The following is a 24,289-nucleotide window of genomic DNA, read 5'->3' as shown; positions in this document are numbered from 1 at the left end:
TCGACCCCCGCGACGCGGGGCGGTGCGGAGTGCGGCCGCGATGTGGAGGGGCACCGAAGCCGCGGCCGATGAGCGGCCCGTTCGGCTTCCGGTGCCGACGGGCGGACAAGTAACATGCCCAGTGCGGCAGTTGCCCTGCCCGCGCGGTCCGCTCACGACCGGCACCCGGGTCGCCGGACACCGGTGCACCCGCGTGACCGCTCGACGGCGCCGGGCCTCCGCGGAAGCGGTGCCCGCGGCGACCGGCTTCCGGCAGAGGGCGACCGTGCGGCGACCCAGCCGGCTGTGATGAACGCGAGGCGGGACGCAGAGGGGTCCCTTACAAGCTGACGGGCTGTCGGGTTATCCCCACGGCAACTGTGGGGCTTATGCCCAGAAAGACTCGGGTCGGCCTCACAGGCACCGTCGGCATCGCACTCCCACACTGTTCAGGTCGCTGTGTGGTCCCTGTGGTCTCCCCATCCACACCAAGACCACTCAGTTTGCTTCCCGACCAGCGCTAGGAGACAGTTCATGCCCGCACGTAGCCGTACGGCCCGGACCGTGGCGATCGCTGCCGCTCTGCCGCTCGCCTTCGGAATCCTCTTCGAGGCCAACACCGGTGCCAGCGCGAGCATCACCCCCAAGACTCATAAGCAGCCCGGCGTGGTCCTGGAGCCCGCCGCCCAGGCCTTCGCCGACCAGGCTGCCCAGCAGCCGCCGGTGTACACGCTCGGCGTGGCCAAGGCGCGCAAGGCCCTCGACGACCTGCAGGCCCACCCCAAGGGGCTGCTGCCGGCCGACATCTCGCACCGGGTCCTGCCCGTCGGGCCGACCGGCAAGGTGACGGTCAGGATCGTGCGTCCCAAGGGCGCCACCGGCAAGCTGCCCGCCATCATGTACTTCCACGGCGGCGGCTGGGTCCTCGGCGACGAGAAGACCCACGACCGCCTGACCCGGCAGATAGCCAACGGCGCGCACGCGGCTGTCATCTTCGTGGACTACACCCGCGCGCCCGATGCCCAGTTCCCGGTCGCCAACGAGCAGGCGTACGCGGCCACCAAGTGGGTCGCCGAGCACGGCAGTGAGATCAACGTCGACAGCTCCCGCATCGCCGTCGCCGGCGACTCGGCGGGCGGCAACATGGCCACCGTCGTCGCGCTCATGGCCAAGCAGCGGCGAGGTCCGGCTCTGCGCGCGCAGGCGCTCTTCTACCCGGTCACGGACGCGAACTTCAACGACTCCAGCTACCGGGAGTTCGCCAACGACTACTGGCTGACCCGCAAGGGGATGGAGTGGTTCTGGAAGAACTACGCGCCCAACGCCAAGGATCGCAAGAGCATCTACGCCTCCCCGCTGCGGGCCAGCCTGAACCAGCTCAAGGGGCTGCCGAAGTCGCTCGTCATCACTGAGCAGGCCGATGTACTGCGCGACGAGGGTGAGGCGTACGCCAACAAGCTCCGCGCGGCCGGCAACGACGTGACGTCCATGCGCTTCCAGGGCATGATCCACGACTTCCTCATGCTGAACGCGCTGGCCGACACCAACGCCGACAAGGCGGCCATCACCGAGGCCGACAGCTTCCTGTACCAGAGCCTGCACGGTACGAAGTAACCCCTACGGCATCGTGATGAGGGCGATCCGACCTCTCGGACGGTAGATCCGAGGCGCGCCGCGCACGGTCGCTCCGGCGGGACGGCGTCCGCGCCCACCGTCCGGGGATCCGCGCCAGACTGCACCTGCCCGGCCGCGAAGTGGTCGGGCAGGTGCAGCGATGAGTGCCAGGGTGCCGACGGCGGCGCGACCGGGGCACATCGGCAGGCAGACTCATGCGCAGCGGCCGTTCTCTCGCACGTCGTCACTCGGCATTCCGGAACGCGGAGAACGGCCGCCCACGCTGTCCCAGAAGAACCGCAGGTCAGCAGGACGAGCGACCTGCGATGTCAAGCGCCGAGCTCAGGCGGCGGGCCCATAGGCGCGGTCGAACTCCTCGTCCGGCACGCCGTTGGCCCGCGCCGCACGCCGTACGAGGCCGGGCGCGAGCAGTGTCGCCGGGTGCGCGAGCATGAAGCTCACGTCCCGGAACGCCTCGGCCACCCGGCTGTCGTGAACCGCCGCGGCCATGATGTGCCGCATCGCCCAGTCCGTGCGCGACCGCGGGCCGGCTCCCGGGCCCTCCGCCAGGCCCAGGCGTACGGCGTCCGCGGTCGCCGACGTCTGCCATGCGGCGTCGACGACCACGTGTTGCAGCGCGAAGAAGTGCCGGGCGGGCATATCGAGGTCCGGCTCACCGCACAGGTACTCGGACAGGCAGGACGCGTGCAGCATCGCGGAGCTCATGCCCTGGCCGTAGACCGGGTTGAACGACGCCACGGCGTCCCCGGTCGCCACCAGGCGGGCCGGGAAACGGTCGAGGGCCTCGAAGTGGCGCCGGCGGTTGTCGGGGTGCCGGAAGGGTACGGGCCGACCGGTCAGCCGGCCCTTCACGGCTTCCTGGTAGACCGGTTGCAGTGCGGCGCACCGGGCCCGGAACCCCTCGGCGTCCGACACCTGCGGGTCGTCACCGTAGGAGGCGAGCATGACGGCCCATCGCCGGTCCTCGACGGCGTTCACCGCGGCCCCGGCGAACCGCCCGGACGCGAACCGCGGGCTGTGGCGCGTGATGCCGCTGAGCGGACCGGTCCAGCCGGGCGAGCGCGCGAAGTGCGCCGTGACGTAGCGGACGTCGACGTGGAGCCGCTCCGTGCGCGGCCGGGGCCACTCCCCCGCCGCCAGCCAGTCGGCCATCCTGCTGCCGCGTCCGGTGGCGTCCACGAAGAAGTCGCCGGCCCGGACGACCTCGCCCGCCCCGGTCGTGTACCGCACCGCCGTGACGCGCCGGCCGTCGTGGACCAGACCCGTGACGCGGCCGGCGACCGGCTCGACGTTCGGCAGGCCGAGGGTGCGTTCGCGTACCAGTCCTTCGAGGAAGGGCCGGGTGCAGAGGAGGGGGTCCACGTTGGGGGTGGGGATCTGCTGGACCCCGTCCACGTAGGACGCGCTCCGGTCCGGACCCGGCAGTACCGCTCCCCGTGCCTCGGCCTGGCGTGCGGCTCCGGGGTACCACCGCTCCAACTGCCGGAGCCCGCCGGGCAGCAGGGTGTGCACCTGGGACCCCTGGGGCACGCCGGGGCGCGGAGCGCGGCCGTCGTCCCCCGCTCCCGCGTCCGGGTCGATCACGACGACACGCTCGGCGTGGTCGGAGAGGACCCGGGCGGCGAACAGTCCCCCGATTCCCGCGCCCAGTACATGCACGGTGCCGAACAGGGCGGGGGTGTCGGCGGGCGCACGGGAGGCACCGAGGCGCTGGAACACGGCAATGGGTGAGGCTGACACGCGCTTCTCCAGGTCGGTCCGGGGCTCCACGGTGACATACGTATCACGGGAGACACCTGTGGCACCGACACATGTATCACACCCGGCGATCCCGCATCCCGGCGGAACCCGCCGGGGGTTCCGGTCCCGGCCACGGCCGGGACCGGGCCACCCCGGCAGGGCGGGTCGACGGCCTGGTAAGGAGTGTTGCCGGCCTGCCGGACCGGTGCTCACTCGAAGCGGTAGTCGGACAGGTCGACGGAGACGATCAGCGGCTCCGGCGCCGGAGTGTTGTCCGGCTGACGCGGGTAGATCCGCAGCTTGGACGGCAGCGTGATTCCCTGGACCTGCACCGGATCGATGAGGTAGCGGGCCGCGGGGTTGCTGCCCTGGATGTCCACTTCGTAATCGTGGCGGACGAGAAGTCCGCTCACGTTGAAGTAGTACGTCTGGACCTTGCTGTGCGTCGCCATGGTGTCCGGGAAGACGACGCGCAGGCGCCGCCACTCCTCACCGTTCTCCTGCCACGGCTCGATCTCCTCGGCCGTCACGCCCGGCTGCTTGAGGAGGAAGGGCGACGTGAGGTAGGTCCACATCGTGTACCCGCTGAAGTACGCCACCTGCGCGTCGCTCCAGGGCGTCTCCATCTCATAGCCCGCGAACGACTTGCGCGGCTCGTCGAGTTCCTCGACCACCTCACCGTCCGGGGTCTCGATCGTGACCCGGTCCGGCGTGAAGACGGAGTGGTTCCGGGTCGGCGCGAACGGCCAGTGGGACACCCGCTCACGTGTGAGGTCGACCCGCACATGGCAGTCCTCCAGGACCGTCGGCTTGCCCTTGAGGCCCCACAGGACACCGCCCTGGTGCAGCTTGGCGGTCAGCGAGGAGAAGCGGCGGAACCGCTCCAGCCCTCCGTGCGCCTCGATGGCAAGTTCGACGAGATCACTCATGTTCGTACTCCAGGTGGTTCTTGTGGTCCGGGGGCTCTTGTCCGGGCCCTTGCCCGGGGTTCTTGTCGCCCTCCCCACTGTGCGGGGGGCCTTCGGCGTCGGCATCCGACACATGACTTAGCGATGCGTGCGGACGGCCCGGCGGCTCAAATGACCAACTGGTCATTACAGCGGAAGAGTCGTATCCTCTCAATGACCGTCTGGTCATTTACGACCCGGCGGCGCGTCCAAGCGTCAGGAGTTGAGACGGCATGTCCGAAGACAGGGAGCCCACGCGTCACCAGGTGGTCATCGTCGGCGGCGGCCCCGTCGGCCTGTGGACCGCTCATGAACTGGCCCTCGCGGGCGTACGCCCCCTCGTCCTGGAGCAGGGGGAGCACCGCAGCCCGCACTCCAAGGCCCTGGGCGTGCATCCCCGCACGATCGAGGTACTGGCCATGCGCGGACGCCACGAGGAGATACTGGCGGGCGGCCGGCCCATGCCGATGTGGCACTTCGGCATGCTGGACAACCGCCTGGACTTCCGGGAACTGCCCACGCCCTTCCCCTTCATGCTGGCCTTCCCGCAGTCGGCCACCGAGGAACTGCTGGAGCGGTACGCGGTCGAGTCGGGCGCGGAGGTCCGGCGGGGCCACGAGGTGGTCTCCCTGACCCAGGACGACGCGGCCGTCACCCTCCGGGTCCGGGGCCCCGCGGGCACCTACGCGGTGACCGCCGAGTACGTCGTCGGCGCCGACGGCACCCGCAGCACCGTGCGCCGGGAAGCGGGCGTCGACTTCCCCGGGACCGGGACCTCCGCGTACGGGTACCTCGGCGAGGTCGTGCTGGACAGTCCGCCGCCGGCCGGGTTCCAGGCCCTGAACGCGGCCGGTCGCCTCCTGGTCGTGCCGCTGCCGCACGGCAGGTACCGCGTCACCGGGTACGATCCGCTCAACCAGCACCGCGATCCGCTCACGCTGGACGAACTCCGGGACGCCGCGCGGCGCATCGCCGGCACCGACTTCGGCATGCGCGACCCGTCCTGGCTGACCCGGTTCGGCAACGCGACGCGCCTGGCCGCGTCCTACCGCGCCGGCCGGGTGCTGCTGGCCGGGGACGCCGCGCACAGCCACTTCCCCGCGGGCGGGGTCGGTCTCAACGTGGGGCTCCAGGACGCCATGAACCTCGGCTGGAAACTGGCCGCCGTCGCACAGGGCAGGGCCGACTCGGAGCTGCTCGACACCTACCACTCGGAACGGCACGCGGTGGGCGAGGAGCTCGCTGAGCACACGCTGGCGCAGAGCGCGCTGATCACGGGTCTCACCCCGGACGTCACCGCGCTGCGGTCCCTGCTGAGCGACGCGATCGCCGACGAGCCGCACTTCTCCAGGATGCTGGCCGGCAAGCTCTCGGGACTCGACACGGCCTATCCGCCGGCCGACGCGGACGCCCATCCCCTCACCGGGGTCCGGGCCTACGACCCCGAGGGCGAGGGCGTCCTCCCGCTGCTGCACGACGGCCGTCCGGTGCTGCTGGCCATGGGTGACACCCCGGTCCCCACGGAGGTGGCCGAACGGGCGGCGACGGCCGGCGTCGCCGTCCACCGCAGCCGGCTCTCCACCACCGGCGGGGACCACTGGGCCGGCGTGACCGCGGCACTGCTGCGGCCCGACGGTCACGTGTGGTGGGCGACCGGACAGCCCGCCGCCACGGCCGGCTTCGCCGCTGAGACGGTCAAGGCCCTGGACAGCCTGCCCGCGCGGTTCTGAGCGCCGGGGCGTGCCGCCGGGCCGGCCCGGGAGCGGGCGGTCCGGCCTCGGTACCGGTGAGCTCGCACGTCGAGGTGTCGCGCGCCGGAGCTGAGACGACCGGGTGGAAAGGCTGGGATTTCCCCGGGTCACCCGGGCCGTGTCACCCACCAGGCACGGCCTGCTGGACACGAGGACGCCGTGCCCGGGTTCCCGGCCGCATCCGGGTCCTCGCGTGTGAGCGCCGGGCGCTCGTCCGTGCCGGGTCCGCGGCCCCGCCCGCGCGGGCCCGGTCCGGCGATAGCGTGCTCCTCATGACGGCTGAGGACGAGGCGCTGGTCGGCGGGATGATGAACGCGGGGGCGGTCTTCCAGCGGGGGGAGCTGGTGGAGCGCCCGGCACCGCGCAACGCACGCGCCCTGCACGCCCATCTCCTCGCGCTGAGGGACCACGGCTTCGACGCGGCGCCGGTCTCCGTCGGGGGCACCCCGGACGGCCGCGAGCAGTTGACCTTCGTCCCCGGCGACGTGCCTCTGCCGCCGTTCCCGGACTGGGCGATGACGGAGAGTGCCCTCGAATCGGTGGGGAGCCTGCTGCGGCGCCTGCACGAGACCAGCGCGGCCGTCGAGGTCGACACCCGTGCCGAGTGGCCCCGGGACCTGGCCGACCCGGAGGGGGGAACGATGCTGTGCCACAACGACGTGTGCCCGGAGAACGTCGTCTTCCGCGCCGGCCGTGCCGCCGCCCTGATCGATTTCGACCTGGCGGCCCCGGGCCGTCCCCTCTGGGACATCGCCATGACCGCCCGCTACTGGGTGCCCATGCTCGATCCCGCATCCGCGGCCGCCCTGCATCCCGGCGGGCTGGACGCGCCCGCACGGCTGCGGATCCTTGCCGACGGCTACGGCCTCTCGGCGGACGACCGCGCCGAGCTGCCCGGCGTCATCGAGCAGGCCACGGAGGTCTGCCGGGCCTTCGTCGCCCGCCGCGTGGCCGACGGCGACCCCGGCTGTCTCCGGGCGCTGGCCGAGCGCGGCGGATGGGAACGCTGGGACCGTGTGCGGACATGGCTGGTGGACCACCGCGAGACGTTCACGGCCGCCCTGCTGAGCTGACCGGACCGGACGTGCGAGGACGAACCCACAGGGCGTTCTCGGTGCCACCGTTCGTCCCCGGTCCCGGGAATGCATCGCGGGGTGGTGGTGTTGAGAGAACTGTCTGACATGTTCGAGTCAACGGGCTCGGGCGGTCGGCGGAAGGAGTCCCTCATGGCACGCAGCACCACACGCCCGGTCGTCAAGCTGAAGTCGACGGCCGGCACCGGAGTCACCTACGTGACCCGCAAGAACCGTCTGAACGACCCCGACCGGCTCGTCCTGCGCAAGTACGACCCGGTGGCCGGCGCGCACGTCCTGTTCCGCGAGGAGCGCTGACCCCCGCGGGGAGCACTGACCCCCGCGAGGAGCGCTGACCCCCGTGCACTCCGGCCCTCCTGAAGAACGCACTTCCCCCGAGGAGGAACACCCCATGAGGAACGGCATCCACCCCGTCTCCCGCCCCGTCGTCTTCCGCGACCGCGCGGCAGGCTTCCAGCTGCTGACCCGCTCCACCATCGAGTCCCAGCGCACGGTCGAGTGGGAGGACGGCACCACGTACCCGGTCGTCGACGTCGAGATCTCGTCGGCGAGCCACCCGTTCTACACCGGCACCTCGCGCGTCGTGGACACCGCCGGCCGGGTGGAACGCTTCCAGCGGCGCTACGGCCGCACCACCGCCGACCGCCACTGAGCGCCCCCGACCGCCACTGACGCCGCACCTCCACGGCCCGGCACCGCACCCGCGGTGCCGGGCCGTTCCCGTACCCCGCGCGTCCGCCGGCCCGAAGCGCCCACCACGCCGCGTGACGCCGTCAGTCGATTGACCGATGCCCCGGACCGGCCGCCACCGCAAGCTCCCTCCCAGGTGTTCGTAACGGACACGTGAACGGGGTCCCGTACCGGCCCCCTCGCGTGCGAGCGTCCAAGGAGAGCAATGGCCACCAAACGCGACATGGTCGTGCGCCCCGCGCACGACCTCGGCGGACTGCCGGCCGGGCCGGTCGTCCAGTCGGACCACGAGATGACCCCCTTCGAGAAGAGCTGCCACGCGCTGCTCAACGTCCTCGCCGAGCACAAGCTCGTCAACACGGAGGAGAAGCGCCGCGGGGTGGAGGACCTCGGTGCGCAGCTCGTCGGCGAACTCACCTACTACGAGAGGTGGGCCGTCTCGGCGTCCAAGGTGCTGATCGAGAAGGGCGTCATCACCTCGGAGGAACTGGGCGCCAAGATGAACGAGATCCGGGCGCGGCTGACGGAGGCCGCCGCGTGAGCACTCGCTTCGTCAAGGACCAGAAGGTGCGCATCGCCGACCGCGACGCCCCGGGCCACGTACGAACCCCGGTCTACGTCCGCGGCAAGGAGGGCCGGATCGAGCGCGTCCTGCCCCGCTTCCTCAATCCGGAGCGCGAGGCGTACGGCGTCAACGAGGGCACCGACGTGCGCCTGTACCGGGTGCGCATCGAGCAGTCCGCCCTCTGGCCCGACTACGACGGACCGGCGGACGACGTCCTCGAACTGGAGATATACGAGCACTGGCTTGAGCCGGTCGACCACTCCCCCATGCAAGGAGCCTGACCTCGTGTCGACCACGCACGACCCCGCGCACGGCATCGTCGACCACGGCGACCACACGCACGGCGGCACGGGTGCCGCGGACCCGCACGCACCCATCGAGAACACCGCCGGGGAACCGGACTACTTCGACGTCCTGCAGCAGGCCATCCGCGAACTGCTGGTGGACAAGGGCCTGATCTCCGCCGACGAGGTGCGCGCCATGGTGGAGACCCTCGACGCGCACCGGCCCGCGCTCGGTTCGGCGCTGGTCGCCCGGGCATGGACCGACCCGGCCTTCAAGGAACGCCTCCTCGCCGACGGCACGGCCGCCATCGAGGAGTTCGGCATCGACAACTACGACGGCACCAAGCTGATCGTGCTGGAGCAGACGCCCGACGTGCACAACCTGGTCGTGTGCACACTCTGCTCGTGCTACCCGCGCCCGGTCCTGGGCCTGCCGCCGGACTGGTACAAGAGCCGCCCCTACCGTGCCCGTGCCGTGCGTGAACCACGGACCCTGCTGCGGGAGTTCGGCACCGAGGTGCCGGACGAGGTGACCATCCGCGTCCACGACAGCAACGCGAACATGCGCTACCTGGTGCTGCCGATGCGTCCCGCCGGCACGGAGGACATGAGCGAGGAGGAACTCGCCGCTCTCGTCACCCGGGACACCATGATCGGCGTCACCACGCCCCGGCTGCCGTGACCGGGGCTCTGCCAGGGCCGGGCGCGGCGGCGGACACCCCGGTTCCGCACGCCGCGCCCGGCGGCGAACCGCACGAGCCGCCGCGGGGCCCGAAGACCCAGGCCGCCGGCGCGCGGTGGGTGGTGCTCGGCCGTCCGGTCTCGTCGTACCTCGCGGAGGCGCTGGGCACGGCCTGGCTGGTCCTGGCCGCTCTCACCGCGGTCTCCTTCACGATGCGGGCCGACGGGCGATACCTGTCCTCCTGCCCGCTGACCGCGCGCCTGGCCGTGGTGGGACTCGCGGTCGGCGGCAGTGTCGCGGCGTTCGCCCTCACCCCGCCGGGCAAGGAGTCCGGTGCCCATCTCAACCCGGCGATCAGCCTCTTCATGGCCCTCCGGGGCGTGCTGGGCATCACCGATCTGGTCGCGTACAGCGCCTTCCAGCTCGGCGGTTCGGTGCTCGGGGTGCTCGCCGCCCGCGGGATCTGGGGCGAGCGGGTCACCGCGGTCCACGACGGGCTGATCCAGCCCGGTCCCGGCTGGGACGATCCCGTCGTCGTGGTGCTCGGCGAGTCGCTGAGCACCGCCGTCCTGTTGTGGGTGCTGGCGGTCATGACGGCCAGGCCCCGGCCGCGGTCGACGCCGTGGGTGGTCGGCGCCGTCGTCTGGGCGCTGATCACCACGACCGGTTCCCGGACGGGTGCGAGCTTCAATCCGGCGCGCAACTTCGGACCGCACGTCGTCTCGGGTGACCACCACCTGTTCTGGGCCTACATGGTGGCGCCCCTGGCCGGAGCCCTGGTGGCCGCGGCGGCGCCGGCCCTGTCCGGGCGGGGCAGGGCCTGGACCAACAAGGTGTGCTGTGAGCGCGACATCCACCGCTACCACCAGTTCCGGCCGCGTCCGCGGCACCGTCTTCCCTCCTCCCCCCGGTGATCCCATGTCCCACACCATCAACGGCGCGGACAGCGAGGCCTTGCGCCGGCAGGCCCGGTCCGTCGTCGCCGCGCTGGGCCTCGACGGCACCCCGTCGGCGCCCGGCCTCATCTTCTCCCTGCTGCGCGCGGGATTCGGCGTACAGACCGAGGCGCTGACCGGAGGAGTGGAGGTCCGCGCCTGCCCGGAGCACTACGGGCCCGGGTCCCTCCTGATCAGCTGGGCCCCGCACGAGGCGGCGTACACACCCCTCGACCCGCGCGTCACCCAGGTGGAGAGCATCATGACCGACGCCCTGCTGAACACCGTACGGGCGCTGGGGTTCCCCGCGGAGCGCCTCGGCGTGTCCTACTCGGTGCTGGTGCGGCCCGGGAGTTCCGATGCCCCTTGCTGACGTGATGGGCAGGTTCGTCAGGGAGCACCGGAGCACGGTCGCCCTGGTCTCGGTCATCGCCGTCACGACCGTGTGCGCCTTCGCGGTGCTCGCCTGTGTGGTGTCCGCGCACCGGTTCTCGGTGGGCACGCAGGTCTTCGGCACCGGGCTGGGCGTCACGGCGTACGTGCTCGGCGCCCGGCACGCCTTCGACGCCGACCACATCGCCGCGATCGACAACACCACCCGCCGGTTCCTGGCCGAAGGGCGGCCCTCGGCCGACCTGGGCTTCTGGTTCGCCCTGGGACACTCCTCGGTCGTCGTCGTGCTGAGTCTGCTGACGGCTGTCGGAGCCCGCCTGGCGACCCGGCTGACCGACGACTCGTCCGCCGCCCACCGCATCCTGTCCGTGCTCGGTACGTCCGTCTCCGGGGTGTTCCTGTGCCTGGTGGGCGTGTTCAACCTGCTGGCGCTGCGTCGCATCGCCGCCGTGTACCGGTCGGCGCGCCGAGGGGCGTACGACGAGGAGCGGCTGGAGCGGGTCCTCGACGAGCGGGGGCTGTTCTCCCGGCTGCTGCGCCGTCTCACCTCGTCGACGACCCGTCCGTGGCACATGTTCCCGCTCGGCCTGCTCTTCGGGCTCGGCTTCGACACCGCCACCGAGGTGTCCCTGCTCGTCCTGTCGGGTGCCGGTGCCACCTCGGGCGTCCCGTGGTACGCGTTGATGCTCCTGCCGCTGCTCTTCACGTGCGGCATGAGTCTCTTCGACACCCTCGACGGGGCCTTCATGTCCGCCGCGTACCGGTGGGCCTTCGTCCATCCGCTGCGGCGCATCCACTACAACCTCACCACCACCGGCCTGTCGGCCGCGGCGGCGCTGCTGGTCGGAGCCGTGAACCTGATGACGTTGCTGCGCAGCAGGGTGCCCGCGGTGGAGCGGACCGTGCCCTGGCCGGCCGGCATCGACCTCAACGGTGTCGGCTACCTGATCGGCGGTCTCTTCCTCGCGGCCTGGATCAGTTCCTTCCTCTACTGGAAAGCCGCCGGCCGGCCCCGCGGCGGCCCCGGGTTGCCTGACAGGTCACCGGACGCGGACCATGAGGGCAGGCCGGCCGCGTCGGTCTTGTGAGCCGGCGCCGGCCGCTGCCACGCTCGTGGGGCCGGTCCGGGCGCGCCCCGTCGTGGACCGGCGGGCGGAGTGGCCGACCGGCGTGTCCCCGGATGCCGGTCGGCCGCCCGCGGTGCGACATCCCGCGGGTTGCCCTGGGCCCGGCTGGGTCCCCGGCCCGATGCCCGCCCCTGAACCACGGTCGCGGCATCCTCCCGGACACGGTCGGCTGCCGCATGGAGTCCGCCCCGTCGTTGCCGGTGGACGTGCTGCCCGCCCGCGCCGAAACCCGTTGGCGGACCACGGCGACCGTTGCTAGTCTCCCGGAGGCCGTGCGAGAGAACGAGGAGGTGGTACCCGTGAACGTATCGACATGGGTGCTCCCCTCCGGGGTCACGGTCGGGCGATAGGTCGTCCGGGAGCGCCGTTCACGCGCACTCCCGAAAGGCACGACCGTGCACTTCACTTCCGAACAGCGCCTCGACGACGGCGTCATAGAACGCGAATTCACCCTCGGCGAGATCCCCGGCACCCTGTGGACGCCCGGCTCCGCACCGGCCCCGCTGGTCCTGATGGCCCACAACAACGGCCTGCCCAAGGCGGACCCCCGGCTCGTGGCCCGGGCCCGGTACACCGCGGCGCGCGGCTACGCGGTGGCCACCATCGACGCCGCCGGGTGCGGTGACCGTCCCCGTTCCGCCGCCGACGAGCAGGCCCGTGCCGAACTCCGGCGGGCGACGCGGGCCGGGGAGCCGGTCGACGAGATCCTGGAGTCCTTCATCGGCCCGCTCGTGGATAACGCGGTCCCGGAATGGCGGACCACTCTGGACGCCCTCCTCGAACTGCCCGGGATCAGCGGCCCGGTCGGGTACTCCGGGGGCTGGACCGCCCTCGGTATCCGGCTGGCGGTGGCCGAGCCACGCATCGCGGCCGCGGGCTTCTTCGCCGGGGGGTACGTGCCCCGTGCCCAGCGCGAGGAGGCCCGGCAGGTCACCATCCCGCTGCTGTTCCTGCTCCAGTGGGACGACGAAGGGAACCCCCGGCAACGGGCCCTGGACCTGTTCGACGCCTTCGGCAGCAAGGAGAAGACGCTGCACGCCAACCTCGGCGGGCACACCGGCACCCCGTGGTTCGAGCTGGAGGACGGGTGCCGGTTCCTGGACCGGCACCTGAAGTGAGGCCGGGCCGTCCCGCGGGCGGCGCACGGTAGGCGGTGCCGGCCAGGGCGCCGTCATCGCGGAGGCCCCGCCCTCCCCGATGACGGCGCTCGGCCACCACTGCGGTGGGCCGTACGGGTCATCGAGGGAGGCGGATCTCCCGCTTCAGGATCTTGCCGGTGGATCCCTTCGGCAGGGAGGGGAGGAACCGGATCTCCCGGGGGTACTTGTACGGGGCGACACGCGCCTTCACGAAGGCGCGCAGCTCCTCCTCCGTGGCCCGGGCGTCCGGCAGGAGGACGACGGCCGCGGCGACCTCCTCGCCGAGGGACGCGTGCGGGACACCGAGCACGGCCGCTTCCAGGACGTCGGGGTGTTCGTACAGCACGTCCTCCACCTCCCGTGGGTAGACGTTGTACCCACCCCGGATGATCATGTCCTTCTTCCGGTCGACGATGAAGAAGTAGCCGTCGTCGTCCTGTCGGGCCAGGTCGCCGCTGCGGAACCACCCGTCCGGGATCGCCTCGGCCGTGTCCTCGGGCCGGTTCCAGTACCCGGCCATGACGTTGTGGCCCCGGATGGCGATCTCACCGACCTCGCCGGCCGGCACGTCGTGTCCGGCCCCGTCGACCAGACGCACCTCGACCCCTTGGATCGGGGTGCCGATCGAGCCGGCCCTGCGGGGTCGGTCGAGGTGGTTGAAGGTGGTCACCGGTGAGGTCTCGGACAGACCGTAGCCCTCCCCCACCGCGCAGCCGAAGCGCTTCTCGAATCCGTACAGCACCTCGGCCGGCAGGGGGGCTCCGCCCGAGACACACACTCTCAGGGCACCCGCCTCGGGACCGGTGGTGACCGGGGGCTCGTGCAGCAGCGCGTTGTACATCGTGGGCACGGCGACGAAGACGGTCACCCCGAACTCGCCCAGCATGGACAGGACCCGGGTCGCGTCGAAGCGGGGTACGAGCACCAGGCAGGCACCCCGGCGGATCGCGGAGTTCATGCTGCCGGTCTGGCCGAAGGCGTGGAAGAGCGGCAGGCACGCCATCATGACGTCCCGGTCGGTGATCCGGACGACGTGGTCGGCCAGGATCTCAGCGTTGCGGCCCAGGTTGCCGTGGGTGAGCGCGGCGCCCTTCGGCGTTCCGGTCGTCCCGGAGGTGTACAGGAGCGCGGCGAGGTCGCCGTCGTCCCGGGGTGACGGCTCGGCGAGCGGCCCCTGTTCGCCGGCCGGCGGCAGCACCGCACCGACCGCGGTCACCGGCACACCCGCCCCGGCGGCGGCCGCCGTCGCCTCCGGTGCGACGTCCTCGTACACGAACAGGCGGGCCGCACCCGAGTCGGTCAGGCAGTGCCGGATCTCCCGCTCCTTGAGCAGCGGGTTCATCGGTACGACGACTCCGCCGGCGCGCAGGACGCCGTAGTAGAGCGCCACGAACGCCGGGACGTTGGGCAGCATCACGCACACCCGGTCACCGTCCGCCAGCCCTTCCGCCCGGAGCGTCCCCGCGATGCCGGAGGCAGCGGTGTCCAGTTCCGCGTACGTCATCACGGTGTCACCGAACCGGAGTGCGGGTTGATCGGGGTGGAGCCGCGCCGTCGCCGACAGGTTCTCCGCGATGTTCGGCATATGTCCTCCTGCTCAACGGCCCCGTGGCAACCCCCCGTCCGTGCGCGCGAGTTCGGCGAGGCACGGCGCGGCCGTACGGCCGCCACACATGTACGCGGAGCAACATAGCAGTCGGTCGCCGACACGTGCCTTGCTGTCCAGCGGTGCACACGTATGTGCTCTGTCGCGCGGGACGGCTTCACACGTCCCGCAACGGCGGGCCGATCGGGACGACTTGCTTCCCCCCTGGACACTCCCGGTTCGGCGCCCTGTGCGACTGCCCTACGCTGGCGTACCGCGTCCGGCGGCTCCGGTGGTGAGCGTTCGGGCCTCTCCTTGAGCGGAAGAGTTGATCAGTGTGGCCGTGTTCCATGACCACTCCGGTGCCCGGACGGACGATGTGCGGGCGGCATACCGGCATTGCGAGGAAGTGACGCGCAACGAGGCGAAGAACTTCAGTTACGGTGTCCGGCTGCTGCCGGGCCCCAAGCGGCGTGCCATGTCGGCGATCTACGCGTTGGCGCGCCGGGTGGACGACATAGGCGACGGTGACCTGGAGACACGGCGCAAGACGGAACTGCTCGGGCGCGTCGGCTCGATGGTGGACGGGCTGATGTCGGGGCACGCCGACCCGGAGGACGCGGCGGACCCGGTCCGCCTGGCGCTCGCGGACGCGGCCCGGCGTTTCCCGATCCCCCTGGAGGCGTTCCACGAGTTGATCGCCGGCGTCACGATGGACGTCGAGCAGAGGGATTACAAGACCTTCGCCGATCTCCTCTCCTACTGCCGGTGTGTCGCCGGCTCCATCGGGAGGCTGTCCCTCGGGGTCTTCGGCTGCGCGGACCCCGACCAGGGACGGGAGTACGCCGACACCCTGGGACTGGCGTTGCAGATCACCAACATTCTCCGGGACGTCCGCGAGGACGCCGCCATGGGCAGACGCTATCTGCCCGCCGAGGACGTCGAACGCTTCGCCTGCGCCGACGCCGATTTCACGACAGGCTCCGTCCCCGCCGGCGCGGAGTTCGACGACCTCGTCAGGTTCGAGGCGGGCAGGGCGCGCGCGTTGTTCGAGGAGGGCTTCAGGCTGCTACCGTTGCTCGACCGTCGCAGCCGGGCGTGCGTCGGCGCGATGGCGAGCATCTACCGGGGACTGCTCGACACCATCGAGAGCGAGCCCGCGGCCGTGCTGGCCGGCCGGGTCTCCCTGAGCACGAGGGAGAAGTCACACCTTGCGCTCGCGGCCCTGCTGGGCCGTGTGCGCTGACGCCGGCCTCCGGCGATGTGTGACCGGCCGCCGACTCGCCGTCCCACCCCGGCGCACGCGGGACGCCGGAGCCGGCGCAGGAGTTGTTCGCCGCGCGCAGCCGGCCGGACACCCGCCTGTGCGAGCCGCGGGAGAGCGGCCACTTCGGGCATGTCGAGGAGGCGGACGTGTTCGCCGCCGCCGTGCTGGGGTCCGTGCACGACCGCACGACCGCACGACCAGGAGAAGGAGAACCAGGAATGAGAACCACCGTGCCGGTCGACCTTGGCGAGCGGACCGAGATCGAGGCCTACGCGGACTTCGTGACCGGCGCGCCGCCGTCCCTGCGCAACGCGCTGGGCATCGGCTCCCGGCGGTTCGGCCCGGTGCTCGCGGTGGCGGTCCGGGAGAACCCCAGCCGCTTCTTCGACCGGGCCGGCGGGTTCGGTGCGGAGCAGCCGGTCACGGCGGACGCCGTCGCGGAGGTGTGCGACTTCTACCGTGAACAGGGCATCGCCCAGGGCTCGTTGATGATCGCCCCGGCGTTGTTGCCGCCGGACTGGGCCGCGACCGCCGCACAGCTCGGCCTCACCGAGGGGAATCGTTACGTCAAGCTGGGCTGCGACACGGAGAGCGCGCTGGCCGCGACCGACGGCGTCGCGGCGCTCGAACCCGGTCTGCGCGTCGGCCCGGTCCGGCCCGAGCAGGCGCACGAGTGGGCCACGGTCATGATGACCACCTTCGGTGTCACCGAGCCGGCCGCCCTGATCGACATGGCCGCGTCGTGCGTCGGCAGGCCCGGCTGGCGGCAGTACGCCGTCTGGGAGGACGAGCGGATCATCGCGGTCGCGAGCGTCTTCCTGAACGGTGACTGCGCCGACATGTTCGGCGCCGCCACCCTGCCGGAAGGACGCCGTCGCGGCGCCCAGTCGGCACTGCTCACCGTACGCGCGCGGGCCGCCCGGGAGGCAGGCTGCCGATGGCTCGTCGCCGAGACCGGCGCGGAGGGCCCCGGCGACCACAACACGTCCCTGCACAACATGCTGCGCGCCGGTTTCGAGCGGCTGTACGAGCGGGTCACCTGGGTCTGGCACGCCCAGGCCGCCCCGGCCCCGTGACGTCCAGGCGGCTTCGAGCGGTCGGGCGCACGCGTCCGGGTCCGCCACGGTGGCTTCCGCCGGCCGTCACCGTCCCAGGCCCCGCCCGACGGGCGCGTCCGCGGTGCCGGAGTTCCCGTGGAGCAGGGCTTCGAGGGAGGCGGTGAGGTCCGCGGTCAGTTCGTCCGCGCTCATCTCCGCCAGGGCTCCGGCGCGTACGACGTACCGGCTGAACGTGACGCCGACGAGCAGGGCGGCGACGAACGGCAGCCGGTGCCGCAGGTCGTGCTCGTCCAGGAGCCGGCGGTACACCTCGTCGGTGCGTTCCTGCATCGCCACGTACAGGGCGGCGGCGCTGCCGGTGTCGGCGGCGGCGCTGCGCAGCAGCGCCACGAACGTGTCGTTGCCGTCGGTGCTCTCCATGCGGTGTACGTAGCCGCGGGCGATACGGGCCGCGAGGGGTTCCCGGGTGTCCTCGGCCAGGGCGTCGATGTCCCGGGTGCCCGGGACAGCCGCCAGGAACAGGCTCTCCTTGCTGCCGAAATGACGCAGCACCGAGCCATGGGTGACGCCGGCACGACGGGCGATGTCCCGCAGGGTGGCCCGGTGGTAGCCGCGCTCGGCGAAGGCCTGTGAGGCGGCCTCCAGAATGGCCCGTCGGTGCAGCTCCGGGTTGCGCGTGCGGCGGGGCGGCGCGGGCGGGTCGGTGTCGGGTGCGGCCATGGGCCGAGCCTACCGTCGCGGTCGTTCCCGTCGCCGTCGCCGGCCCCTTGCCCGCCGGCTCAGCGCAGTCGTGTGAGGGTCCCGAGGCGGGCGTGCGGTTCGCCGCCGGGCAGCGCGATACGCGAGTGCACCCGCCCGCGTTCGAAGTCCTCCAGGTGGAGGACCCTGGTACCGCGTCGCTCCCGCCAGGATGTGAGGTAGACGTGGGGGCGGACCTCGGCCACCGTGGTGGTCACGGTTTCGGTGTGCCCGTCGGGCAGTACGCCCCCTCCGTCGACGACGGTGAGGTGCATCGTCGAATCGGCGCCGTAGCGCATCTCGAAGGTGAGGACGCCGAGGTCCACGAAGTGGCGTCGGCCGTTCCGCCGGTGTGACATGTCGCGCCTTTCAGCAACGTTCGCGTCGATACGGCCAACCCTTCCTCCTTCCCGCCACGCGGGCATCGGTCATCCGACCGACGCGCGGCGGTCGGTGCGGCCCGGTCGGTCCGCCGTGCGGACCGGGAGCGCGAGCAGGCCACGCGAGCGCATGGACGGGCGCCGGCGCAGGTCCTGCGGGGGGACGGCGAGCGAGAGGCCGGGGAAGCGGTCGAAGAGAGCGGTGAGCGCGATGCCCGTCTCCATCCGGGCCAGCGGAGCGCCGAGGCAGTAGTGGATGCCGTGCCCCAGCGCCAGGTGCCCGGTGGCGTCACGGCCGAGGTCCAGCCGGTCGGGGTCGGTGAAGCGGCGGGGGTCGCGGTGCGCGGCGGCCAGCGACAGCAGGACCGTCTCGCCGGCCGGGACCGTGACCCCACCGATGACGATGTCCTCGGTGGGGAAACGGCGGATCGCCAGGGGTACCGGACCGTCGTAGCGCGCCAGTTCCTCGACCGCCCGGTCCAGCAGACCGGCATCGGCCCGCAGCGCCGCCAGCTGGTCCGGGTGGGCGAGCAGTGCCGCGACCGCGTTGCCGATCAGGTGGACCGTGTTCTCGTACCCCGCGACGAGGATCAGGAAGGCCAGCGACATCAGCTCGTCCTCGCTGAGCCGGTCCTCCTCGTCGCGTACGGCGATCAGGGCGGACAGCAGGTCGTCGGCCGGACGGGCACGCTTGTCGGCGATCAGCCGGGTGAAGAAGGACAGCAGCCGGCCGACGGCCTCCCTGGCCCGTTCCGGCCGCGCCGGGTCGGGCGCGACCAGGGCGTCGGTCCAGGCACGGAAGTCGGGGCGCCGCTCCTGGGGCACGCCGAGGAGGTCGCAGATGACGATGATCGGCAGCGGGGCGGCGTAGGACGGGATCAGGTCGGCCACGTCCTGTCCCGACAGGGAGTCGAGCAGCCGGTCCGCGGTGCGCCGGATCGGCACCCGGAGCCCTTCGACGTGCCGGGGGGTGAACACCTTGGACACCATGCGCCGGATACGTGTGTGGTCCGGCGGGTCCATGTTGAGGAGGTTGGCGTCCAGCGCGGGCGGCAGGGCCATGCCCCGGTAGCCGCCCGGGGTCGCGTTGCGCTTGTCCAGGGACAGCCGGGGATCGGCGAGCGCCTGTCGGACGTCGTCGTACCGGGTGACCACCCACGCGGGAAGGCCGTCCGTCCCGGTGATCCGGTGGACCGGTCCCTCCTCGCGCAACCGGCCGTAGACCGCGTAGGGGTCCTGGAACAGCTCAGCGGAACCAACGACGGGTTCCGAAGGGGAGGTTGGGTTGGGGTTGCTCATTGCGACAGCTAAGCAGACGGGGTGACGGGGGCGCCGAGCACCCTTCGCGGTGGGACCGATTCCCGGCCTGGTGCGGTTGTCGGGAGCGCGTCCGCAGAGGACGGCTGTCGCACAGGACGGCTGTCGAAGGCATCCGCTGCGGCACGGGACGGCCGGGACGCAGGGCCTCGCCGGCCGTCGCGGACAGCGCGACCCGTCCGGGCGTGGCGAGCCTCCGCATGGCCGCGGTTGTGCGGTGGAGCCAGTAGCCCTCGCGGGACAGGACGACGCCGCCGCTGTCCGCGAGGGTGAGGCTCGGCCGGTGCGGACCGGGCAGGCGTAGCCGGTGCGGGCCGGGACGCGCGTCCACGAAGTCCACCGTGAACGCGCGGGCGACGACGCCGGGGCGGGCGCTACGGCATCCACGGCACCCAGTCACCCCCTGCCCGGCGGCAGGGGCAGCCGGAGCCCCGGCCACCCCTGCCGGCCGCCGCCCCGCCGTGGCGGCCGGACGTCCTGGGCAGCGGCCCTCGCCCCGTGAGACGCCGTCGGCGCTTCAGGAGGCGGATCGGCCTCGGCGGCAACGCCACCGTCGGGCCGTGCACGGACCCCCCACGGATCCGGTGCGTGCGCAGTCTCGCCGCTCTTGGTGCGGACGCTCGGCATCCCGAGGACCGCTCCGCCCGATCGGGCAGCGTTACGGCCTTGTCGCGCACCTCGAAGACCCCACAGCACCCTGCGCACCCCGCGCCCCGCCAGGGGCGGGTGACCACCCTGTCCGTTCTGGGCGATTCGAGCCGAAGCGGAAGGTGAGACCGGTTTGACAGAATGAAAATGACCGACCATATTGAAGTGAGCGCCGCACACTTGGCGTGCATCGACGGGCTTGGGGGGAGTGCCGTGATCAAGCGGTCCAGCCGAGCCCACCCGCACGAAACCCGCACCGATCCGGCCGCCGGGAGATCCCGCGGACGGCCGGAACCGTCGACATGTCTCCCGAAGCCGTCGGTGCCGGCCACACGGCGGTGGGGCTCCTCCGTGACGACGTGGAGAGGTCCATGACCGAGTCCGTCCCCACCGATACCGTAGAGCCGGCCGAAACGGGCGCCGCGTTCCGACGACCGTCTCGTGCCCTGCGCGGCGGGCCGTCTCGTGCCCTGCGGACAGGACAAGGGTCGTGCTCCGCCTTACGGAGGGGCGCCGGGACTTCTCCTGCCGTCCGCGACGACCCGGCCGGGCCCCGGAACGAAGCCCCCGGACCTGGATCCGCGCTCGGATCCGCCGAACCGGTCCCCGCAGCCCTCATGGCCTGGCTGTGCGCCTTCCGCCGGTACCCGGGCCTCCTTGCCGGCCGGTACGGGTACGGGGGCGGGGCGACGGCCGGCCCAGGAACCCGCCGCGTCGTCCTCCGGCTCGCGTAGGTGCCTGCGTAGGTGCTCGCGGCCGATGCCCCCTCGGCTGTCAGCGGTCGGCCGTAACCGGAACCGGCGCAGCGGCCGGTCGGAACGGGCGGAGCGGCCGGCCGCCACCGACGGCCGGCGGAGGCGGAAGCTCAGCGCATTCCTGCAACCGAACAGCCCGCTCCGCTGACGATCCGAACGACGTCTCGGCGAACGACACGTATGAGCAGCACACAGTAGACACGAGCCGGCCATGACCGGCCGGCGCCGCTGAACGGTGGGGGAAGCGGTGGCCGGAGAGCGGGGTCGGCGGCAAGGAGAGATCCACGATGACAGGGTTGTCGCGCGAGTCAGGCGATCACGCCATCCAGTTCTCCGTCCTGGGACCGGTACGCGTCTGGCGGGGCGGCGGCGAGCTGCTGCTCGGCCCGAAGCAGCAGCGGCTCATCCTCGCCGTGCTCCTGGCGCGTGCCGGTCGGCCCGTCTCGATGCACGAGTTCATCGACCTGCTGTGGGACGGTGATCCGCCGTCGAGTGCGTCCAACGCGGTGCACCGGTACGTCGGGGCCCTGCGCCGGCTCCTGGAACCGGACCTGCCCGCCAGGTCGCCCGGGCGGTGGCTCGCCCGGCAGGCGGGCGGGTACCTCCTGCGCGTCGACGCCGACTGCCTCGACCTGCTGAACTTCCGGGCCCTGGTCGACCGGGCGCGGCAGGCGGACGCGGCGGGCGATCCGGCGGGCTCCCTGGGCCTGTTCACCGCCGCTCTGGGCCTGTGGCAGGGGCGGTGCGCGGCGGATCTGGAACCGGTCAGCAGCAGCCACCCCGTCTTCGTCATGCTGGAGCACGAATACGTGTCGGTGGTGTGCGAGGCGGCGGACACGGCACTGCGCCGCGGTCGTGCCGAGGCGGTGCTGTTGCCGCTGCGGCAGGCCGCGGAGCGCAATCCGCTGGACGAGGCGCTGCTGGCGCGGCTGTTGCCGGCGCTCGCCGCGGACGGCAAGCGGGCCGAGGCCCTGGCGATGTACGAGGACATCCGGCTGCGGTTGACGGAGGAACTGTGTGTGGACCCCGGCGCCGAGCTGCGGGCCGCCCACGAACGGATCCTGCGGCAGCGCTTCGACGGCGACGCGTCCGCGGAGGCGGAGGCGGCGGCAGCAGCAGCAGCGGCGGCGGACGAGGGAGCCGCGGCCTACGGCCCACCCGTTCCGGCCGGTTCCGAGCCGTACGCGGCCCCTTCGCCGAGGACGGCGCGGCCGGCCCAGTTGCCTCCCGACCTGCCCGGATTCACGGGACGGCAGGACGCGCTCGCGCAGGCCCGAGCCCTGGCGGCGCGGGGAGGGGGTGCCTTGCGGGTGCTGGCCGTCGACGGCATCCCCGGCATCGGCAAGACCGCTCTGGCCGTGCATTTCGCCCATCAGGTCGCCTCCGACTTCCCCGACGGACAGCTCTACGCCGACCTGCGCGGTTTCGCCCCCGACGGCAGTCCCGCCGACCCCTCCGACGTCCTCCAGGGCTTCCTCGACGCCCTCGGCGTCGCCCCCCAGCGCATCCCCGCCCCACCCGACACCCGCTCGGCGCTCTACCGCAGCGTCCTGGCCGACCGGCGCGTCCTCGTCGTCCTCGACAACGCACGCGACCTCGCCCAGATCAGACCCCTGCTCCCCGGCACCGGCAACTGCATGGTCGTCGTCACCAGCCGCAGCCGCCTGACCGCGCTGGCCGCCGCCCACGGAGCACACCTGCTCACCCTCGACGTGCCCTCCCCCTCCGAAGCGACCGCCACCTTCCTCGAACGCGTCCGCGCCAGCCGCCCGCACGCCGGCGCCGACGAGGTCCACCGCCTCGTGGAACGCTGCGGCCGCCTGCCCCTCGCCGTCGCCATCGTCGCCGCCCGAGCCGCCGCCCACCCCGAGCGCACCCTCCACGACATCGGCCTCGAACTGTCCACCACCGACCACAACCTGGACGGCTTCAGCGACGACAACCTGGACAACGACGTGCGCGGCGTCTTCTCCTGGTCCTACCGCACGCTCGGCCCCCAGGCCGCACACCTCTTCCGGCTCCTCCCCCTGCACCCCGGACCCGACGTCACCCCCGCCGCCCTCGCCGGCATGGCCGGCATCACACCGCGCGAAGCATCCCAGGCCGTGGGCGAACTGGTACGGGCCAGACTGCTGACCGTGCGCGGACACAACCGTTACCGGGCCCACGACCTGATCCTCGCGTACGCCGCCGAACTGGCCGTCCAGTACGGGACGGACCGGCCGGCCGTCCGGTCCCGCATGTACGACCATTACCGCCAGACCGCGCACGCCGCGAACCTGCTGCTGCGGCCCGGACCCCAGCAGGCCGCTCCCGCGTCGCCCCTGCCGTCCGTGACACCGGAGCCGCTGGCGGACACGGCCGCGGCGACCGCCTGGTACACGCGGGAACGGGCGGTACTGCGTTCCGTGGTGGAATCAGCGGCCGCGCACGGCGACAGCCGGGTGGCGTGGGAACTCGCCGTGACCCTGCAGATGTGCCAGCAGCGCATGGGATGGTGGCACGACTGGGCCGCCACCATGCGGGCCGCCCTGGCGGCAGCGGGCAAGGCCGACGACGTCGAGGGCATGGCGCGGACCCACCACGGCCTGGCCGGCGCCCTGCACTACCTCGGTGACCTGTCCGGCGCGCTGCGCCACCTGGAACAGGCGCGTCGCCACTTCGAACAGCTGCGCTCCACCACCGACCTGGCACACGTCCTGAGGAACATCGGCGTCGTGTACAACTCCCAGGAGGATCACGTCCGGGCCCTGCGTCACCTGGAAGCGGCCTTGGAACTGCTGAGCGGACCCGGGCCGCGCCACCTCAGGGCCGCCACTCTCGCGGGCGCCGCCATATCGCGTGTGAAACTCGGTGATCCGGAGGAGGCCCTGCGGCTCGCGAGCGCCGCTGTCGCGATGTTCCGCGACTTGCGTGACCTCAACGGGGAGGGACTGACCCTGACGGTCATGGGGCAGGTGTTCCGCCACCGACGCGACTACGGCCAGTCGGCCTCGTACTACGAACGCGGCATCGAACTGATGCGGCTGGCCGGCAGCCGGGTGAACGTGGCGGAGGAACTGATGGCGCTCGGCGACGTGCGGCTGGACGCCCGGGACGCGGCGGGAGCCCGGCGGGCCTGGACCGACGCTCTCAGGAGCATGGATGATCCAGAACTGCCGCTGGCGGCCCAGGCCAGGGAGAAACTGGCGCTGCTGGACACGGTGAAGGAGCGGCGGGGAGCGGCATCGGTCATTTGACCACCCGGGGGTTCCCGGGCCGTGTCAGGCCCGCCGCCGACGACCCCGGTGACGCCTCGACGGGCCGAAGTACGTCCTCGTCGGCGGGGAGAACCCGGAGCACCGCGAGGGGCGGACCATGCGCTCCGGCCTGCTGCGCGGGGCGCGATCCGGGTCGGGGACCAAGAGATAAGTCGTTAGACAGATTCGGCCGTGCTCGCTGTCGGGGGACGGTGGGTGTGCCGCCCGGCGGTGCGGTTTCCCCGCACCGCCCCACACCGAAAGGCCACCACCATGCCCTACATCACCGTCGGCCAGGAGAACACCACCGACATCGAGCTGTACTACGAGGACCACGGCAC

At 72.2% G+C, this 24,289-nt stretch carries 21 protein-coding genes; 15 read left to right on the top strand and 6 right to left on the bottom strand.

Going from position 1 to position 24,289, the window contains the following annotated elements; genetic code table 11:
- The first annotated feature begins 513 nt into the window (after positions 1-513).
- Positions 514-1,593 (top strand): alpha/beta hydrolase fold domain-containing protein, encoded by a 1,080-nt coding sequence (locus ACH4LD_RS37065; protein WP_398058690.1) that lies wholly within the window; start codon positions 514-516, stop codon positions 1,591-1,593.
- Between the two features lie 342 nt (positions 1,594-1,935).
- Here the strand turns inward: ACH4LD_RS37065 and ACH4LD_RS37060 are convergent, their stop codons facing one another.
- Positions 1,936-3,354: an FAD-dependent oxidoreductase gene (locus ACH4LD_RS37060; RefSeq protein WP_398058691.1), complete on the bottom strand. Its 1,419-nt coding sequence runs from the start codon at positions 3,352-3,354 to the stop codon at positions 1,936-1,938.
- A gap of 209 nt (positions 3,355-3,563) precedes the next feature.
- Positions 3,564-4,283: a hypothetical protein gene (locus ACH4LD_RS37055; protein ID WP_398058692.1), complete on the bottom strand. Its 720-nt coding sequence runs from the start codon at positions 4,281-4,283 to the stop codon at positions 3,564-3,566.
- Positions 4,284-4,534: 251 nt separating this feature from the next.
- Here ACH4LD_RS37055 and ACH4LD_RS37050 point away from each other — a divergent pair, with 251 nt between their 5' ends.
- The 11 genes from ACH4LD_RS37050 to ACH4LD_RS37000 all read left to right on the top strand — a co-directional run bounded on the left by ACH4LD_RS37050 (position 4,535) and on the right by ACH4LD_RS37000 (position 12,940).
- Positions 4,535-6,031 carry an FAD-dependent monooxygenase gene (locus tag ACH4LD_RS37050; RefSeq protein ID WP_398058693.1) on the top strand — a complete coding sequence of 499 codons (1,497 nt, stop codon included), beginning with the start codon at positions 4,535-4,537 and terminating at the stop codon, positions 6,029-6,031.
- Between the two features lie 293 nt (positions 6,032-6,324).
- Positions 6,325-7,125 carry a phosphotransferase gene (locus ACH4LD_RS37045; RefSeq protein ID WP_398058694.1) on the top strand — a complete coding sequence of 267 codons (801 nt, stop codon included), beginning with the start codon at positions 6,325-6,327 and terminating at the stop codon, positions 7,123-7,125.
- A gap of 153 nt (positions 7,126-7,278) precedes the next feature.
- Positions 7,279-7,443, top strand: a complete 165-nt coding sequence (gene rpmG / locus ACH4LD_RS37040; protein WP_014669330.1) for a 50S ribosomal protein L33 — start codon at positions 7,279-7,281, stop codon at positions 7,441-7,443.
- A 94-nt stretch (positions 7,444-7,537) separates the two neighbouring features.
- Complete coding sequence (locus tag ACH4LD_RS37035; protein ID WP_132787683.1) at positions 7,538-7,798, top strand: type B 50S ribosomal protein L31; 261 nt, start codon at positions 7,538-7,540, stop codon at positions 7,796-7,798.
- A 243-nt stretch (positions 7,799-8,041) separates the two neighbouring features.
- Positions 8,042-8,377, top strand: a complete 336-nt coding sequence (locus tag ACH4LD_RS37030; protein WP_132791899.1) for an SH3-like domain-containing protein — start codon at positions 8,042-8,044, stop codon at positions 8,375-8,377.
- The gene (locus tag ACH4LD_RS37025) at positions 8,374-8,682 is read left to right on the top strand and encodes an SH3-like domain-containing protein (protein WP_398058695.1); all 309 of its coding nucleotides are present in this window, start codon (positions 8,374-8,376) and stop codon (positions 8,680-8,682) included. The genes ACH4LD_RS37030 and ACH4LD_RS37025 overlap by 4 nt, the downstream gene beginning before the upstream one ends.
- 4 nt (positions 8,683-8,686) lie before the next feature.
- Positions 8,687-9,367 carry a nitrile hydratase subunit alpha gene (gene nthA / locus ACH4LD_RS37020; protein ID WP_398058696.1) on the top strand — a complete coding sequence of 227 codons (681 nt, stop codon included), beginning with the start codon at positions 8,687-8,689 and terminating at the stop codon, positions 9,365-9,367.
- The gene (locus ACH4LD_RS37015) at positions 9,364-10,281 is read left to right on the top strand and encodes an MIP/aquaporin family protein (protein WP_398058697.1); all 918 of its coding nucleotides are present in this window, start codon (positions 9,364-9,366) and stop codon (positions 10,279-10,281) included. The genes nthA and ACH4LD_RS37015 overlap by 4 nt, the downstream gene beginning before the upstream one ends.
- A 4-nt stretch (positions 10,282-10,285) precedes the next feature.
- The gene (locus ACH4LD_RS37010) at positions 10,286-10,675 is read left to right on the top strand and encodes a hypothetical protein (RefSeq protein ID WP_132791888.1); all 390 of its coding nucleotides are present in this window, start codon (positions 10,286-10,288) and stop codon (positions 10,673-10,675) included.
- Complete coding sequence (locus ACH4LD_RS37005; protein WP_398058698.1) at positions 10,662-11,783, top strand: HoxN/HupN/NixA family nickel/cobalt transporter; 1,122 nt, start codon at positions 10,662-10,664, stop codon at positions 11,781-11,783. Before ACH4LD_RS37010 ends, ACH4LD_RS37005 begins: the two co-directional genes overlap by 14 nt.
- 434 nt (positions 11,784-12,217) lie before the next feature.
- The gene (locus ACH4LD_RS37000; protein ID WP_398058699.1) at positions 12,218-12,940 is read left to right on the top strand and encodes a dienelactone hydrolase family protein; all 723 of its coding nucleotides are present in this window, start codon (positions 12,218-12,220) and stop codon (positions 12,938-12,940) included.
- Between the two features lie 118 nt (positions 12,941-13,058).
- Here the strand turns inward: ACH4LD_RS37000 and ACH4LD_RS36995 are convergent, their stop codons facing one another.
- The gene (locus ACH4LD_RS36995; protein ID WP_398058700.1) at positions 13,059-14,546 is read right to left on the bottom strand and encodes a long-chain fatty acid--CoA ligase; all 1,488 of its coding nucleotides are present in this window, start codon (positions 14,544-14,546) and stop codon (positions 13,059-13,061) included.
- Between the two features lie 409 nt (positions 14,547-14,955).
- On the opposite strand from ACH4LD_RS36995, the gene hpnD reads away from it, so the two are divergent.
- Both hpnD and ACH4LD_RS36985 read left to right on the top strand, forming a co-directional pair.
- On the top strand, positions 14,956-15,792 hold the full coding sequence (gene hpnD, locus ACH4LD_RS36990; protein WP_398058701.1) for a presqualene diphosphate synthase HpnD: 837 nt from the start codon (positions 14,956-14,958) through the stop codon (positions 15,790-15,792).
- A gap of 239 nt (positions 15,793-16,031) precedes the next feature.
- Positions 16,032-16,889, top strand: a complete 858-nt coding sequence (locus tag ACH4LD_RS36985) for a GNAT family N-acetyltransferase (protein ID WP_398058702.1) — start codon at positions 16,032-16,034, stop codon at positions 16,887-16,889.
- A 66-nt stretch (positions 16,890-16,955) separates the two neighbouring features.
- Here the strand turns inward: ACH4LD_RS36985 and ACH4LD_RS36980 are convergent, their stop codons facing one another.
- From ACH4LD_RS36980 to ACH4LD_RS36970, 3 genes are all read right to left on the bottom strand, one after another.
- Positions 16,956-17,591, bottom strand: coding sequence for a TetR family transcriptional regulator (locus ACH4LD_RS36980; RefSeq protein ID WP_398058703.1), 636 nt, complete (start codon positions 17,589-17,591; stop codon positions 16,956-16,958).
- Between the two features lie 59 nt (positions 17,592-17,650).
- Positions 17,651-17,968 (bottom strand): MoaF-related domain-containing protein, encoded by a 318-nt coding sequence (locus tag ACH4LD_RS36975; RefSeq protein WP_398058704.1) that lies wholly within the window; start codon positions 17,966-17,968, stop codon positions 17,651-17,653.
- A 69-nt stretch (positions 17,969-18,037) separates the two neighbouring features.
- Positions 18,038-19,288, bottom strand: a complete 1,251-nt coding sequence (locus tag ACH4LD_RS36970; protein WP_398058705.1) for a cytochrome P450 — start codon at positions 19,286-19,288, stop codon at positions 18,038-18,040.
- Between the two features lie 1,708 nt (positions 19,289-20,996).
- On the opposite strand from ACH4LD_RS36970, the gene ACH4LD_RS36965 reads away from it, so the two are divergent.
- Complete coding sequence (locus ACH4LD_RS36965) at positions 20,997-23,948, top strand: AfsR/SARP family transcriptional regulator (RefSeq protein ID WP_398058706.1); 2,952 nt, start codon at positions 20,997-20,999, stop codon at positions 23,946-23,948.
- Positions 23,949-24,289: the final 341 nt, after the last annotated feature.

The organism is Streptomyces sp. NPDC017676 (genome assembly GCF_044329325.1).
Taxonomy (GTDB): domain Bacteria; phylum Actinomycetota; class Actinomycetes; order Streptomycetales; family Streptomycetaceae; genus Streptomyces.
Note: the sequence above shows the minus strand (reverse complement) of the source record. Positions and strands in the feature narration are given on the sequence as shown.